This is a genomic window from Ktedonobacter sp. SOSP1-52, assembly GCF_016587395.1.
On sequence record NZ_BNJH01000003.1, the window covers coordinates 716,838 to 732,638 of the forward strand.

13 protein-coding genes are annotated in these 15,801 nt (G+C 55.1%); all 13 read right to left on the reverse strand.

Features of this window, described 5'->3' with window-relative positions:
• Positions 1–6: 6 nt before the first annotated feature.
• Positions 7–579 (reverse strand): AAA family ATPase, encoded by a 573-nt coding sequence (locus JMJ16_RS28695; protein ID WP_201387186.1) that lies wholly within the window; start codon positions 577–579, stop codon positions 7–9.
• Entirely contained in the window at positions 579–1,403 is an 825-nt protein-coding gene (locus tag JMJ16_RS28700) for a hypothetical protein (protein WP_201379730.1), read from the reverse strand. The genes JMJ16_RS28695 and JMJ16_RS28700 overlap by 1 nt, the downstream gene beginning before the upstream one ends.
• Positions 1,404–1,522: 119 nt before the next feature.
• On the reverse strand, positions 1,523–2,947 hold the full coding sequence (locus JMJ16_RS28705) for an MFS transporter (protein ID WP_201387188.1): 1,425 nt from the start codon (positions 2,945–2,947) through the stop codon (positions 1,523–1,525).
• Between the two features lie 103 nt (positions 2,948–3,050).
• Positions 3,051–3,278, reverse strand: coding sequence for a DUF951 domain-containing protein (locus tag JMJ16_RS28710; RefSeq protein ID WP_007906355.1), 228 nt, complete (start codon positions 3,276–3,278; stop codon positions 3,051–3,053).
• 21 nt (positions 3,279–3,299) lie between these two features.
• Positions 3,300–3,992, reverse strand: coding sequence for a nicotinate-nucleotide adenylyltransferase (gene nadD, locus JMJ16_RS28715; RefSeq protein ID WP_201387190.1), 693 nt, complete (start codon positions 3,990–3,992; stop codon positions 3,300–3,302).
• 104 nt (positions 3,993–4,096) lie between these two features.
• Positions 4,097–5,149 carry a mechanosensitive ion channel family protein gene (locus JMJ16_RS28720; protein WP_201387192.1) on the reverse strand — a complete coding sequence of 351 codons (1,053 nt, stop codon included), beginning with the start codon at positions 5,147–5,149 and terminating at the stop codon, positions 4,097–4,099.
• 205 nt (positions 5,150–5,354) lie between these two features.
• Positions 5,355–6,311, reverse strand: coding sequence for a tRNA glutamyl-Q(34) synthetase GluQRS (gene gluQRS / locus JMJ16_RS28725; RefSeq protein ID WP_201387194.1), 957 nt, complete (start codon positions 6,309–6,311; stop codon positions 5,355–5,357).
• Positions 6,312–6,339: 28 nt separating this feature from the next.
• The gene (locus JMJ16_RS28730) at positions 6,340–7,026 is read right to left on the reverse strand and encodes a nucleoside triphosphate pyrophosphatase (RefSeq protein ID WP_201387196.1); all 687 of its coding nucleotides are present in this window, start codon (positions 7,024–7,026) and stop codon (positions 6,340–6,342) included.
• A gap of 35 nt (positions 7,027–7,061) precedes the next feature.
• Positions 7,062–8,390, reverse strand: coding sequence for a class I SAM-dependent RNA methyltransferase (locus tag JMJ16_RS28735; RefSeq protein WP_201387198.1), 1,329 nt, complete (start codon positions 8,388–8,390; stop codon positions 7,062–7,064).
• Positions 8,387–10,951 carry a lipopolysaccharide assembly protein LapB gene (locus tag JMJ16_RS28740; RefSeq protein WP_201387200.1) on the reverse strand — a complete coding sequence of 855 codons (2,565 nt, stop codon included), beginning with the start codon at positions 10,949–10,951 and terminating at the stop codon, positions 8,387–8,389. Before JMJ16_RS28740 ends, JMJ16_RS28735 begins: the two co-directional genes overlap by 4 nt.
• A gap of 64 nt (positions 10,952–11,015) precedes the next feature.
• Complete coding sequence (locus JMJ16_RS28745) at positions 11,016–13,226, reverse strand: tetratricopeptide repeat protein (RefSeq protein WP_201387202.1); 2,211 nt, start codon at positions 13,224–13,226, stop codon at positions 11,016–11,018.
• Between the two features lie 146 nt (positions 13,227–13,372).
• On the reverse strand, positions 13,373–14,905 hold the full coding sequence (locus JMJ16_RS28750; protein ID WP_201387204.1) for a hypothetical protein: 1,533 nt from the start codon (positions 14,903–14,905) through the stop codon (positions 13,373–13,375).
• Between the two features lie 293 nt (positions 14,906–15,198).
• Entirely contained in the window at positions 15,199–15,669 is a 471-nt protein-coding gene (locus JMJ16_RS28755) for a GNAT family N-acetyltransferase (RefSeq protein ID WP_201387206.1), read from the reverse strand.
• Positions 15,670–15,801 lie beyond the last annotated feature (132 nt).

The following is a 15,801-nucleotide window of genomic DNA, read 5'->3' on the forward strand; positions in this document are numbered from 1 at the left end:
CTTTTGTCAGGATGTGACCAGGAAGTCACGCATCGTGTTTAAGATGTGCTTGTAATCGATGGCGGCGAAGTCACTGGTGTCAAGCTCGTAGAGTGTGCAGTCGAGTTGCAGCGGTTCCAGGCGACCATTGCTCCGGGTGCGCCACTCGTTATAGGCCAGGTGATCCTGATGCCCTGGATGCCGCTCTCTGGATTCAGAGCGCAGTTGGAAGCGCTCAAAGAGTATCTGTCCATCAGCGTAGCAGAGAAGCTGGAAGATGCGCAGAGGAAAGTTTTGCTGGCGGGTGCGAAATTCTTCTGTGGCAAAGGCTGGGTCGAAATTAGCCTCGGCGATACAGGGCTGTCCCGCGCGTAGCTGGGCTGTGAGGAAGTGATAGAGCAGGGCGAAAGTGGTTGGTGCCAGGCGACGACTGGCCTCGCGATCCGACCAGCCAAGGGACTCAAAAAGCTGCTCTTTGATACCATCTTTATTGATAAAGGGAAGCTTCAGATCAGCCGCCAGGCGCTGCCCAAGCGTTGTCTTGCCTGTACAAGGATGGCCGGTGATAAGAATAAGCGGCGTGGTTTTGTCCGTGGACATCAGTGGCGCACCCCTCTCGCGGTCAGCTCGGCGATGATCAGAAAGAGCAGGTCGAGCACGATCAGGACGACCAGGGCGAAATCGATGCGTGAGGCCATAAATGTGCTCAGAGAGAGCACGCGTGCCAGGTGATTGGTGTACCAGAGCAGACCGAGAGCCAGCAAGAGACAGGTACAGAGGCCGACCATAAACCAGCGCGCTCCCGTCCAGTCCTGGCGGCTGGGCCAGAGTTCTGAGGTGACCGTCAGGATCAGGTAGGGCGCGAAGATGAGCGTCCACCATGGCCAGTCTGGGCGGAGCAACTGCCAGTTCTGGTGCGCGTCGAGGGGAATGTCCCAGAGATTATAGCCGGTCGCGATCCAATAGAGGAAAGCGAACATGGCGGTGCCCCCAAAGAGTGGCGCAATGCCGCTGAGTCCATCCCCCACATAGCTGATAAGCTTTCCCTGGGGACGAACGTATTGTACCTCGCCCAGTTGCAGCGATTGGCGTCCCCCGCTCCGCACGACGCGTCCATATCGGTCGCGTGCCGTAGTTGGTTGTACACGGAAGAGCGTGATACTGGTGATGCGAAAGCCGAAGGGTGTGAAGAGCAGGACGACTGCCGCGTGACTGAGTTCATGCAGCATTACACCAGGGGCATTGATCCAGAACCAGATGAGCCGGCCACGCTCGCCTAGCAGCCAGTACCCGATCTCGTCTACCCGCCGGCGCAAGGCCCTGCGCGTGGCACGTAGAAGTAGGAAAAGCACCAGGACACCGCACAGGGTGAGCCAGGGCTGATAGGGTGCGATTTGTTCTATAATTTGCGTCTGGGTATCCATGCGCTCTCCTGGTTGCTATGCTAAACAACGACCTCATCGATGCGGCTGTGGTTTAGACTGGATCAGTCTGCTATGTATTGTAGATGCTGAACCTGTATAGCGTCAACAAATATGTTCGACTACACCCTCTCTTCCTGTTCCTGGGGTATGATCACATGTTCCAGTGGTGTGACCACGGGCACTGCCTGTTGGCGATCCGTGAGCTTATATTTGCGCTCAAAGTAGATACACCAGAGGCCAAAGGCCAGGTGAAAGCCAGCCAGTAGGTAGAGGACCCGGTCAATGCCAAAGAGGTCGGAGGCGGCCCCTAGAAAGAGTAGGACCGGGATAGAGCAGGCGCTATAGAGCACGATTTGCAGCGAGAGCACGCGTCCCTTGAGCTTATCAGGCGTCAGTTCCTGAATGGCGGTCTGCGAGGGAATATTGATAAAGTCCAGCGCGATGCCAGCCGCGAACATCAAGACGGCGACCATGATCATCAACCAGGGATTGTCACGCCAGCTTTGCGGCGCAAGCAGGCGCACAACCAGGGTGAGCAGGGGAATGATCGCTGTGGCAAGTGTCAGGCCCAGCGCACCGAAGTGGATGGTGCGATATTGTCCCAGGCGTTTGACCAGTTGCGGCATCAGCAGCGAACCGGCGATCAGGCCGATACCGGCAGGCGCAAAGACAATCGGCATCGTATTGGCTGGAAGGCTCAGCAGATCTTTCACCATTGGGGTCGCGATTTCACTGATGACAAAGATAATCACACCCGCGAAGGAGAGCTGTACGACCGCCAGGAAGAGTGGCTTATTGGTGCGCACAAAGTTCCATCCCTGAGCCATTTCTTGCCAGATATGTCCCATCGCCCCAATGGTTTGCGCGGTCAGGTCGTTATCCTTGGGTGCCTGTATATGAGGGGCAAAGCTCTTGTTTGGAATGAGGAGAATAAGTCCGGAGCAGACGAGATAGAGCAGCGCCGTCGCCGCGTAGATCTGCACAAAAGGGTCGAGCGTCAGGCCAAAGAGATGAAAGGTCGGCAGGAATAGCAAGGCGAGCGGTGTGAGGACCACAAAGCCCAGGGCCTGCGAAATCATGATTGTAATATTGAAGAGGGAGAGCGCGGGCATCAACTCCTCGTTATTGACGAGCATCGGAATGGTAGCGGACTCTGCGGGCGCGAAGAACTGGCAAATCGTAGAAACAATAAATGAGAGCGCGTAAACGGGTAGCAGGGCATTGTGATTAAAGAGTAGCGAGAGCACGAAAATAAGGCTGACGATGCCGCGTAAACAGTTGCTGCTCCAGAGCACCTTGCGCTTCGACATCCGATCAACAAGAACCCCGGCGGGCGCGCCAAAGAGCACCGCAGGCAGGCTGAAGCTGATAATGGCCAGCCCCAACTGTGTCGTCGATTGGGTGATTGCTTCAATGAGGAGCATGATGGCACAGTTGGAGGCATTAAAAATTGTTTGTGAGATGAGTTGGGCCAGCCAGAGGCGCAAAAAATCTGGCTTGCGGAGAAGGGTGAGAAAGCCTCCTCCAGGTTTGGCTACTGCCATTCAGATGTTCTCCTTTATGAGCATATGCTCGTGGGCGTCGAGGGAAAACTCACCCGGATCTGTGAAGAGGTGCGGGTGAGGATGTTAGAGGGCGATTGCAGATTTAGAGCTCATATGGATCAAAGTCGTCTTCTGGCTTGGGTAGGCGGGGTAAACGCTGTTTCATGCGACGCTCAACCTCGGAGCGTGGAAGGAGAATGTGGCGACCGCAGGTCTCGCAGCGCAAGCCGATGTCCGCCCCCAGGCGATAGACCTCCCAGTCAAAACCACCGCAGGGATGCTTCTTACGCAGGCGCAGGCGATCGCCGATCTCAAACTGTACTGGCTCCATAATATGTATGTCCTCTACTCTCTATTGTTGGTAGAGATGATGTTCGTGAATGTATTCTGTCACAGCATCAGGCATTTGATAACGTATGGGACGTCCCTGGGCGACACGCTGGCGTAGATCAGTTGAAGAGATCTCCAGCATGGGAGCCTGCACGAGACGCAGACGTTGTGTGATACCAGGCAAACGCTCCTCTAGCTTTGTATTATACTCCGTGTTGTCCAGATTATCCTGATCGAAGGGGTTCCCAAGCGCCCCAGACGCTGAATAGCCGGGGCGGCCCACCGCTACGAGCGCGGTCAACTGCGCAAGAATGCCCTCGGGATCATGCCATTTGTGTAGATCAAGCAGGCTATCCCAGCCAATAATAAAATAGAGGCAGGCCCGGGAACCGAGCTGCTTGCGCAGGCGTTTCAGGGTATCAGTGGTGTAAGATGGGCCAGACCAATCCACCTCGATGCGCGAGCAGGCAAAAAAAGGATTCGAGGCAATGGCGCGCTCGACCATGGCGAGGCGATGCTGGGATGGAGTGAGGTGATGCGTACGTTTATGTGGGGGCTGCCCGGTCGGAATAAAAAGAATATATGAGAGATTCAGCGCGACGCGAACCTCCTCTGCAACCGCCAGGTGGGCATTATGAATAGGATCAAAGGTGCCTCCCATAATACCAATATGCTCAACCGACTGCGTGTGCTGTGATCTCTGCTGCTCTTCCAACGGTATCTCTTCCTCTTATTTTTTCAGTTTTCTGGTAGGTGGTGAGGTCTGGCTGCCTCGGGCAGTCAGACCTCACCACCTACCAGAATTAGGAGTTTGCTTGCTTATATATTGCCAGCTAGTTCGGTTACCGTCAACTCAGCATCAGGCAGCGCGTGATAGAGCGCAAACATCACATCGGTAATCGTATCTGTCTGCTCAACGCTGATCCAGAAACGTAGGGTCAGCGTGACTTTTTGCGCGGCAAAGCTCGTAAAGTGCACGCCTGGTTCGGGTTTGGGAATCACAGCCGGAATTTCTTTAAGCTCGCGGAGAATGATGGCGGCCGTCTCGTCCTTCACAAACTTGTCTTGCGGCAAGGTAATCGTGATGGCGGCGCGACGCTCACCATAGTATGAGCTATTGACGACCACGTTATTGAAGAGATAGGCATTGGGGATCATGATCTCCTCACCGGAGAGCTGACGAACCTTCGTCGCGCGCAACTGAATATCCTCTACGCGCCCAGTGTAGTTGATGCCAACGCTATTGGTCGTGATGATATTGCCAATGTAGAAGGGGCGCTCAACCAGGAGGTAGAAGCCGGAGAAGAGATTTTTGACGATATCCTGAATTGAGACCGTGATCGCAACCGTCAGGGCACCCAGAATCGTCAAGGGAGCCGTGATGGGGATATTCCAGATTGAGAGCAGGACAAAGAGCACGATAATTAGCGTGACAAGATAGAAGATGCGCCCGATAAGCGTGCGAATGTTGATATCGATGCGATTCTCGCCCAGCGAGCGAACAATGAGGTCACGAACGGTACGCGCTGCGCCCAGGCCCAGGGCAATGACCAGAATTGTCCAGAAGAAGGTCCAGAAGAGATGCCAGAGTGTGTTAGGGAGATTGCCTGAGTCAATTTTGAGAGTGGTACCAATGCCATCTATCCAATCCTTAAAGTGATTGAATCCCCAATCGTAGATAATAGGCGCAATCAGCAGAACAATAATCACGGGCGGAAGAATGATGAGTATTCCAAGCGTCTCGATAATCCAGGTGTCGAGCACCGTTTTCTTCAAGCGCGCCCTGAGCCTACGGCGGAACTGCAAGCCTAGAAAGATCGCTATCAATGTAGCGGCAACGAGGATAATGATGCGAAATACCGGCTGTATCATACTCTTTAACCAGATATAATTAATAAGATCCTGTGCCAAAATCATCCGAACTACGAGAACCCTTCTAGTGCGCTAACCAGATGAAGACGCCAGATAACACACATCCTGTATTTTGCCTTGATTGGTAGGCGCAAGTTTATGTTTACGCGCCTCTCATGGCAAAATCTCAGGATGATGAAATGTCTGTGATTTTTGTGTGACTTGTTTATTCTGTGCGCATTATACCATATCGATGCTGAGAGAAGACCGCGAGGAGCTGGTGAGGGGTGAGAAGAGTACCATTCGGCAGGAGGCTACAACTTGTCGCAAGCTGCCCGATGATGTGTTGTGGTGTCTGTCCCGCTGCGCGCAGGGGAGCCAGGCCCGTGCTACCATCTCGCTTGGAGAGGCGTTTGCCTGTGGCATCTAGAATCAAGGGAACATGGGCAAAGGTGGGGATGGGGAAGCCAAGGAGCTGAAAGAGCAGAATCTGACGCGCAGTCGAGGAGAGCAGGTCCGCGCCACGCACGACCTGGTTGATCTGCATCAGGGCGTCATCGACAACTACGGCGAACTGGTAGGCGAAGATACCATCCGAACGCCGGATGATAAAGTCGCCAACTGCCTGCTGAACATGTTGCGTCATTGGCCCCTTCACAAGATCGGTGAAGGCGACCTGGCTCTCATCCGGCACGCGCAGACGAAGCGAGGGGCGGCGCATTCGCTCACGCTGGCTACGTTCGCGTGTCGTCAGATAGCGACAGGTGCCGGGATAGCGTGGTCCATCCTTTGCTCCCTGCTGAGGCGCGCTCGCCGCGTGCATGATCTCGGCCCGGCTACAATAGCAGGGATAGACTAGGTCTGCATCCTGAAGGCGTTTCAGATAGGTCTCGTAGATCTCCAGGCGCTTGCTCTGGGTGTATGGCGCATAGGGGCCGCCCACGCCAGGACCCTCATCCCAATCCAGCCCGAGCCAGCGGAGATCGTTCAGCATGCTTTGTGTGGCGCCCGCGCGTACACGGGGCTGATCGAGATCCTCGACGCGTAGCACAAATTGTCCCTGTTCGCGGCGAGCGAAGAGCCAGGCCAGCAGGGCGGTGCGCAGATTGCCCAGGTGCAGGTCCCCCGTTGGGCTGGGGGCGTAGCGCCCCCGTACCACAACTTCTTCTGTCTGCCTTGCCATTGCTGCTGAAGATGACTTAAGCATGTAATTAGACGTGGGTGGCCTCGTTCTTAAGCAAGCGCGTGGACCAGGGGCAGCAGGGGCAGGCTGGATCTGCGACATGTGGTGCCAGCGGCTGAACATCAAAGCGTGCAAGCAGCCCAGTTAGCGTGCCGAGTGGCAGGCCAACGACGTTCAAATAGCAGCCATCAATACGCTCGGTCGGTTGAAAATCGGGATTCTGGATACCGTAGGCGCCAGCTTTATCCATAGGATCACCGCTGGCGATATAGGCGTCGATCTCGGCATCGCTATAGGGGCGCATGAGCACAGGTGTAGCCTGGCTGGCGCCAAACATCGTGATTTGACCATTTTTGAGCGCACACACGATAACGCCTGTGACTACGCGGTGCCAGCGTCCACGCAGGGAGCGCAGGAGTTGGCGCGCGTGCTCTTCGTCGCGCGGCTTGCCCAGGACCTGGTCGTCTAGGAGGACGGTGGTATCCGCCGCCACCACGAGTGCGCCTTGAGACTCGGGCATAGTAAGGGCGCCCAGGGCTTTATGCGCGGCGGTCCATTGCGCCAAGCCGTCCGCAAGCCCGCGATAGAGTGCCTGGACTGCCTCTTCATCGGTTGGCGACACGCCAATGGTGTAAGGCAGGCCAAGGGAGGTAATAATCTGCCTGCGCCTGGGAGAAGCGGAGGCAAGCAGCAAATGCGTATGATGATTTAACATAGAGTCAATTACCTGGTGAGAAGCTTTGTACGTAACTATATATTTTCATGCTTATTGCGTTCCAGGACGGCTACACATTCAATATGCGCGGTCTGTGGAAACATATCGAGCGGCTGCACAGAGACTAGTTGGTAGGTCTCGTCGCCATGACAGAGGATATCCAGGTCGCGTGCCAGGGTCGATGGTTCGCAAGAGACATACACCACGCGTTCAACGGGATAGCGCAGCAGCGTCTCCAGAACGACGGGTTGGCAGCCTGCGCGTGGCGGATCGATGACAAAGCCATCTACCTGGGCGCTTAGCCCGGGTAGCACGTCCTCAACCTTCCCTTTAAGAATCTCAATGTTATTGGTATCGCGTGCGTTCCAATGGGCATCGCGGATGGCGCTGGGCGACTCCTCAATGGCGATAATGCGACCAAAGTGGTGTGCCATCAGCAGGGCAAAGGTGCCAACGCCGCAGTATGCGTCGACGATGGTCAACTGTGCAGGATCCTTCTTGGCGGGTCGATGCGCGAGGAGTCCATCAAGCACCATGCGAACCATCTTTTCAGCCTGTGGCGTGTTGGTCTGGAAGAACGAGCTAGGGCGGATACGGAAGGTCTTGCCACCCAGCTTCTCCTCCATGGTCTCGTCACAAATGGTCAGTCCTGCTTCTTGCAATTGTTGCTGCACCTCTTCGGGTTGTTGAGGCTGTAGGAGCATCTGTCCTGTGCCGACACCATAGCGCACAATGACCTGTGGGCGCGGATTCTCAAACTGGCTTAGTACGGTAAGCGCGCGGTTGATGCGTTCATGTGCGATGGGGCAGGAGACAAGCGGTAGAACCCGGCGCGTGTCGCGTGCGGTCAGCCCTGGTTGCCCCTCACGATTGATGGAGAAGCGCATTTGATTGCGATAGTTCCAGGGGATTTCGCAAGCCATGGTCTCCAGCAATGGAGGCTGTTCAAAGTGACCAATCTCGCGTAGCAGTTCTTCCACCATTTCACGTTTCCAGGTGAGCTGGCGTTCATATTGCAAATGCTGCAACTGGCAGCCACCACAAGTGCCAAAGACAGGGCAGGGAGCAACCACGCGCTCCGGCGAAGATTCATGAATCTCGGTGATCCAGACGCGAGGTGGGCGCGGCTTCCAGCGGCGGCTCCGACGCCCGGGACGTGGTTTTGGAGGATCCTCGACCGCGATAGTGACGCGTTCGCCCGGCAATCCCGCGGGTACGAGGAGCTGGAGGAGCTTTGGCTCCTCCGCCTCCTTCTCGATCGTCACTTCAGCCGTGGCGTGTCCCTGGCGTGTCAGGGGTCCAAGCGTTACTGTATGATAATGAATCATACGTTCTTGCAACTGTTCGTTGAAATCTGTCATCATTTCTTGTGCTTTTTCGCTTTGTTCTGAGATTGGTTCGCTTTGCGCTGTTCGCCACGAGATTTCATGGCACGTCGTTTCTCTGCGCGTGCCTGATCTAAGTTGGCACGTAGTTCCTGGACGAAAGCCGAATCAGGCGAGATTTCCTCCGCGGCCTCAAGGTACTGCTCGGCCTCTTTCAGCTCGCCTTTCTGAATGTAGACCTCAGTCAGCTTGCCTAGAATGCCGATATCGTCCTCATTGATTTCTAGCCCTTGCTGCAGGATATCTTCGGCGCCATCAATATCCTCGCGTACCTGGACATAGAGATCCGCCAGGTGTACGTATGCCTCTGTGTTGGTGGGATCATGGTCAACGCTCTGCAAGAAACTCTTTTCGGCCTCGTCGTACTGCTCCATGTTTAACTGGAGATAGCCAATATTGTTCCAGAGATTGGGGAAGTCTGGAGCGATGGTGGTGGCGCGCTGATAATGCTCGATAGCCTGCGGAATATGATTACGGTATTCCTCGATCATGCCCTGGTTGACAGCGATCATCAATGCCTCGTTAGCATTGGGCGAGAGCTGTTCAGCCTCGTGAAGCAGTTTCTCGGCCTCATCAAATTTGGCGTATTCATGCGAGAGCTGTTGGGCCAGTAAGATCAGGCCCAGGGCGGAACGCTCCTTCTCCAGGCTGGTGTGGAGGTTCTGTTCGGCGAGCTTGAAGAAACGCGTGGAGCGCTCCTCATCCTGCTCCGCCGCCTGAGCCAGGCGCTGCTGAGCATTTGCCAGGCTGATTAAGGCCTTTGGTGCAAGTTCAGGGAAGCGATCCGCGATGGCTTGCAGGTAATACGCGGCGCGTTCCAGGTCCTGAGATGCCTCCGCCTGGCTAGCTGCTTGCTGATACTGCTCGGACTTCTCGTCTGGGTGATGCGCGATCAAGGCATCGAGATGGTGCAGGTACTTACTGGTGATAGTGATGCCTTTTTGAAGACCGGCTAGCGTCTGGGTGAAGACCAACTCTTCATTCTCCTCGTCCTCGCTCTCCTCTCGGACGATGCGATTGCCCTCTTCATCGATGCCCAGTTTCTCCATTAGTTGTTCGTAACGCTGGATAAGCTCATCGGAGCGGGTCTCGAGCTCCTCGTCAGAGAGGCTCTGGAGCTGTGTCCCCTCATCGACATGAGAGACTAGGCGTGGCTCGCCACCTTCATCGATGACAGTAAAGCTGGACCAGAACCAGTGGCGCCCAGTCACATCATAGACAGCAGTTGCCCTGGGCAGTTCGGGAAGGCGCTCTGAGAGTGGCGTCTGCCGCATCTCCAGTGACCAGCACACATCGACGATCCCCTCTTCGGCTTCGATATCTAGCTCGTCTTCATCCTCTTCCTCCTCTAGCTCGTCTTCGTCGTCTTCCTCTTCCTCCTCTAGCTCGTCGTCTTCCTCTTCCTCGTCAAGGAAATCCTCTTCCTCCTCATCCTCCAGTCGCTCTTCCAGGCCTAGAATGCGGAAGTTCACTGGCTGGGCCTCGGCGCGCCATTGCTCACGCAACTGGACCCAGGCTTCACGCTCGAGTCCCTGGCGAAGCGGGCTGTCGTGTGCGAGCAGGTCGTAGGCTTCTCCATAGTTGCCCTCACTCCAGGCATCGAAGAACTCTTCAACCGTCTGGTCGAAAAGGTCGCCTGCGGCAAAGAAGTTTTCGAAAAAATTTTGCATCTCCTGAGCCATATCAAAGGGACCGAGCTCGTTCTCTTTCGGCATTATCTCTTCATCCTCATTTTCTATCTCTGTGTCTGGTGAGCTCAGGATAAGCTCATCGACAATATGTTGGTAGCGAACGAAATCTATTGGGGCGCGCGCTCCATGTTCTTCCAGAACGTCCAGGGCGTCTTCCATCAAGTGACGAGCCTCTGGCAGAGTGCACGGAAGGAAGCGTGCTCCTGAAAACTGCTGTGTGCGTATATACTCCAGGCGTTTCTCGGCCTGGCGTTTGCTCAAATGTGCTTCATAGAAGAAGTCTTCAATACCGTGGAGGCGATAGTCCAGCGTCATACCCATTATGCGTGCCTCTTTATAGCCATCACCCTCTTCCCAGAGGAGGATGACCTCTGCCGCCTCTTCTTCGGCAAGCGTATCGGTATAAAAGCCTTTCCAGAAGCGAGGTGGAGTGCTGGCCTGGGGTGTGATGAGTTGCGCAGGTACCTGCTCCTCGGCTGGCAAGTGCCAGCGTGGCGTAATTTTAGCATTCTCAAGGCGTAGGAGGGAGCGGCGCGCCTCTTTGCGTAACTCTTTGGTTGATGCCAGTTCGTGTAGCGCTTGCAAGAGGTCGGCGGCCTCCTGAGTAATCTGTTTGCCCAGGCCCTGTATCAGGGCTTGTTGCACAGGTTCGGATTGAGCCAGCAGGGGTGAGAGTGCCTCCTGGACCTGGCGCGCATGCGTCGCGGCCTGGAGCGCTTGCGTATAGCCCGGATAGTCGGTAAGCTGTTGTTGTACCCAGGCCTGCTCTTCAGGGTTCAGGCCTGGGGAGGTATGCGCCCTTTTTGAGTTCGCGTTTGAGTTTGCTCCTGCCTTCTGTTTCTGTGACACAATCCATCTTTCCCTTCCATATATTATTCACTACGAACAGTGAGCATGGGGCGCGTAAAGCCCGCTATTTTCTCTTCTTCTCCAATTCGAGTTGCTGGCGTGTGGCCTGGACGATCTCCAGGGTTGGATCGAGTCGTTCCGCCTGCTCAAGTTGGCGCTGCGCGGTCCGCTCTTCGCCTAGTACATGTAAGACCGAGGCATGCAGCGCGAGCAGATGAGCCGAGTCAGGATTGGCGGCAAGTCCGGCTTCAACGACCCGGCGTGCCTCCTGCTGGTCCTGCTGATTCATATTAATGGCTGTAAGCTCAGAGTAGGGGCGGATATCCTGTGGCTCCAGTTCAATGGCGTGTTTATAGTGTGACGCCGCTGTCTCCATATGTCCCAGCAGGCGATGGACGAAGCCTAGATTGAACCAGATGCCTGGATGATTGGGTACCAGCTTTGAGGCGCGCTCAAAATGGGCTAACGCTGTGGCCATCTGTTCGCGGCGCATGGCTAGTGCACCCAGGTTGGCCTCGATACTGCCTTGCTCGTCAGTGGTAGGATTGAGCGCTTCTGCCTGGTGTAGCTCTTCTTCGGCCTCTTCGTTGCGTTCCTGGCTACTGTAAAGCTCAGCCAGGAGAAGATGATTCAGCGCATCATTATGTAGTTCTAGCAGGTCGCGAAGCGTTGCTTCAGCAAGCTCCAGGAAATGCTCACGTCGTCCGGGTATATTGGCCGCAGCCTCGTTAAAGGCATAGGTGGCGTATGTCCCTGCGAGACTACGCATATTTAACTCGAGTCGCTCAGGGAAGCGCTCGACCAACCGCTGAAGATAAACCATAGCTCGCTCGGGATTGCCCAGGGCCATAGCACGGCCAGTGGCCGCTTCGCATGGCTGTCTATCAAGTGAAACCAGGGCAATCAGAGCATCATAGTAGTGTAAGATCTGGTAGAAGCCGCGTGTCAGCTCATCAAGCAGGCTTTGCATATCCTCCGCTGGCTGCTTGGCTTTGGCCTCGACCTCCTCTTCCCGGCGCGTAATCTGCTGCTGAATCTCCGTAATGGGAAGTCCTTGCAGGCGTGCCCCCTCATCATGGAAGCGCTGAACGCGCCATTCATTATTTTCGCGCGCCATGGTGTATTTGCTCCAGAACCAGTGCCGGCCCGTTTCCTTGTTGATCGCCGTTCCTAGCGGCATTTCGGCCAATGCACCACTAAGCATGGTCTCGCTGAGTTCAAGCGACCAGCCAATTTCGACCTCTACACGCTTCGCCTGGCTGCTGGTCGCACTGGAGGGAAGCCAGAGTGTGCTTTGCGGTGCCTCGTGCTCCTGTACAAACGTCAGCATAAGGCGGGCGGGGTGGGCTTCATCGGACCAGCGGTGATGTTGTTCAATCCACTCAGCGCGTGTTATATCTTTTAATAGCGTGCTATCCCGGCTGAGGAGATCATAGGTCAGGCCATAATCGCCTATTGACCAGGCGCCCACGAAGTTAATAGCCGTCTCCTGGGCATCCATCTCGGGATACATGAAGGTCAGACCCCGGTCGCGCTCAACATCCTGGGCCTGGAAGATCAGAGTATTGAGGGTGTTGCTATGATGGCGGTATTCGGCTGCGGGCTGGTTCCCACGCCAGGTATTGGTCGCGAGAGCCTCTTCGATCAAGCGTCTGCCCTCTGCCAGGGTACACTCAACAAAGGCATGACTGGTGGTAACCTGGCGCTCCTCTATGCTCTCAAGTACGCGACGTTTGCTGAGCGTTTCCAGGATGAACTCACGGACGCCATCGCGCCAGAAGTCAAGAACGAAGGTAAGGCTTCGCACCTCGGTATAGTCATAGCCCTGTTCCCAGTAGAGCGAGAGGAGTACTTCTCCCTGTTCGCGTGTCTGTGAGACCTGTCCTCGCCAGAAGCGTGGTGGGTTTGCCGTCTTGATCTCCACAACTGAGGTGCGTGCCTGAGGAGCCTGCCACTGTGGTTTGATCGAGGCATTCTCTAAGCGCAGGAGCGCACGTCTCGCCTCCTTGCGTACCTCTTTGTTGGGGCTGACGCTATGGAGCGCGAGCAGGATATCGGCAGCATCACTGTGCTGTTCCTTGCTGAGCTCTTTAGCAATTGTTTGCTGAAGCTCTGGTGTATATTGCAAAATCTCTTGCAACACGTGCTCGATTGAGGAGGCATCCGTGCTTTCTCGCAGGCTTTCTGCCAGAGTATGATAGTGTGTAAGCAGATGTTGTTGCTGCTGTTGTTCTTCGTCAGTCAGGCTAAATGCTGGCTCTTTTTTCCGTACCATAAATCGCGCTCACCTCACAACTTATTATCGTGTGGATTGTACCACGAAGTAGGGGAAGAGTCGAGCGGAACAACAAAAAGAAGAGTGCTTTTGCCAGGAGCACTCTTCTTGTCTCTGATGGAAAACCTGTGCGTTTGTCTTCTCCTTTACATAGAAAGGGGCGCGTTCAATGACGAGGCCATGCCGACCTTGTTGCGCTGAACCATCGTAGAGAAGGCTGATGCCAGGGCTTGACCAGATAGCGGCGTCAACCGCGAGCTGATCAAGACGAACATGGGCAGGGCTGCACAATAGAAGTAGGATGGCAGGCTGCGCCAGGCGAAGAACAGCGGAATAATCGCTAGCAGGAATGCGGCCTCGGGGCGCTTGCGGCAGATACGCCAGTAGACGTAGAGCATGGCGAGCATTGCCACGCCCTCCAACAGAGTATACACGCTGGTTGGCAAGAACGGTAGCAGGTGCGTCACACTTAAGCCAACGAGGCCAACTCCCATGGGGAACATGGGATCTGCCATGGGCGCGAGGACACCCGCGAGCCAGGCATGAGGGTTCCAGAGAATAAATGGCATATTGATGAGAAGCATGAACATACTCGCCAGCATGCAGCGATAGACAGCCTCTTTAAAGCCATAGAGACGCCAGAGCATGACAAAGTAGAAGGGCGCGATAAACCAGGCAGTTTGCTTGCTTGCCAGGGCCAAGCCAAAGAAGAGCGCTGTACTCCAGCGTCGCTCGCGTAGCAGCCAGGCAATCACGACGAAGAGCGTACAAAGGACATCGAGATTGCCTCCGACCGTGGAGCTCCACATGGGCACATTGGCAATGCTCAGCAGGAGGACCCATGGGCGAATCTCTGGACGTGATGCCTTCCAGGCGATGGCGACCAGGAAAAGATAGCTTGCCAGGTAGAGTGGCAGGACATTATAGTTTTTAAACAGGGCGAAGGGCAGCAGGGTCAGGAAGGAGAGGGCGGGATAGCTGACCTTAGATTCGAACTCGGGAGCCTCGCCAGCCTTGAGCGCAGTATCGAGGGCGCTACGAAATTCGGCGATGGAGGGATAGTCATAGCGGTTGGCGAACTGTCCCTGGCGCAAGGGCGTGGTCCAGTTGGGTTCAAGCGTAAAGTTCTGGTTGCGATAAATATCCAGCATATTGGAGTTGGTATAGGGATTGCGCCCCTCCAGCAGCAGCATCGCAGCATTGGTATCAAGCGAAGTGCCATCATTGGAGAATTGAGGCGGCAGGACGCTCATGATCAGGCCCCGTCCAAGCTCAACCGCGCCTATTACTGTGAGAATGAGTAGGGCGAGAAGCATAAGCTTTTGCCAGCGCGTTGGAGGTCGCTTGATAGCGGACTTTGGGCGTGGCTGTGAAGCGGGCCGAAGCGCCATCCACATCGCGACAAAGCTCCCAAGGATAAGCACGAAGGGAATAAGCGAACCCACTGGCATCAGATAGGGGATATACCAGTCGTGGTCGATTTCATTGAGTGTTTGTAAGAAAATGGCGACCCCGATCCAGAGGGCGCGTCGTTGCAGATCGAAAAGGTGATAATTCTCCGGCGTGATCTCCGCCACAAAGAAGGTTTGCAGCAGGTGCCCGACCTTATCGTGGAGTAATTGTTGAAATGTCTTCTCGACCGGTTGAGTAGTCTGTGCAAAAACAGCTCGTTGTGACATATAAGCGGGCTTTATCCGTTGGCTGAGGGGGAGACAGGACCTCCTTTGGCAAAGGAGAAAAACGATAGCATCGTTGTCATCCCAAAAGGATAAAGCGTCTAGCACCTCCATCAGAGTAACCGAGGCTCAACACAGGGTATGTGCTGGTTAGGAGGAATGCTGGTCTGTGGTGAGACAGCTTTGCATGGTTCCTTTCTCGGTCCATGTCTTACAACGAAGTGAAATGCGAATATGTCACAACTGGTCAGGCAAATGAACAAAAAAGTACGCTGACATAGGTTGATCGAGGCTCTCTACAGGTGTAACCGATAGTAGAGTTCGCGATGTTGCAGGCTAAAGCCAAGCTCCTCATAGAGCTGAATGGCGGGAACGTTATTCTCCCACACCAGCAGATCAATGGCGGTGAGGTGGCGTTCTTCGTGTGCATAGTCAATCAGGTAGCGCATGAGCGGTTTGGAGATGCCGCGACCGCGATAGTCGGGATGGACAATGACGCGCTTGACATAGCCAATCTGCTGAGGCGCTTCAGTGGGAGGAAGCATCAGCTCTGCCTTCCCGCAGACATTACCAGCGATTTCGGCCAGGAAGATCAGGGTGTATTCATGCGTTGAGGGGTCAACAGAACCAAAGTACTTCTCGACCTCGCGATGAATCGAGCGCGTGGGCGAGGCGCTAAAACTGTCGAGGTGATCAATCTGTTCAATATCCGCGGGCGTCGCGAGGCGAATAGCGATGGGCGTAGTGCTAATCCGTTCATCGATCATCGGCAGATCCTACATTCTTTTCTAATCTGGATTGGGCGAGAGGTAAGCGAAGTGCCAGAAGGGCCATTATCCCTAAAAAAGGAGACCCCTGCCAGAAGGATGCCCTGAGGTATCCTGGCATGCTGGTTAGTA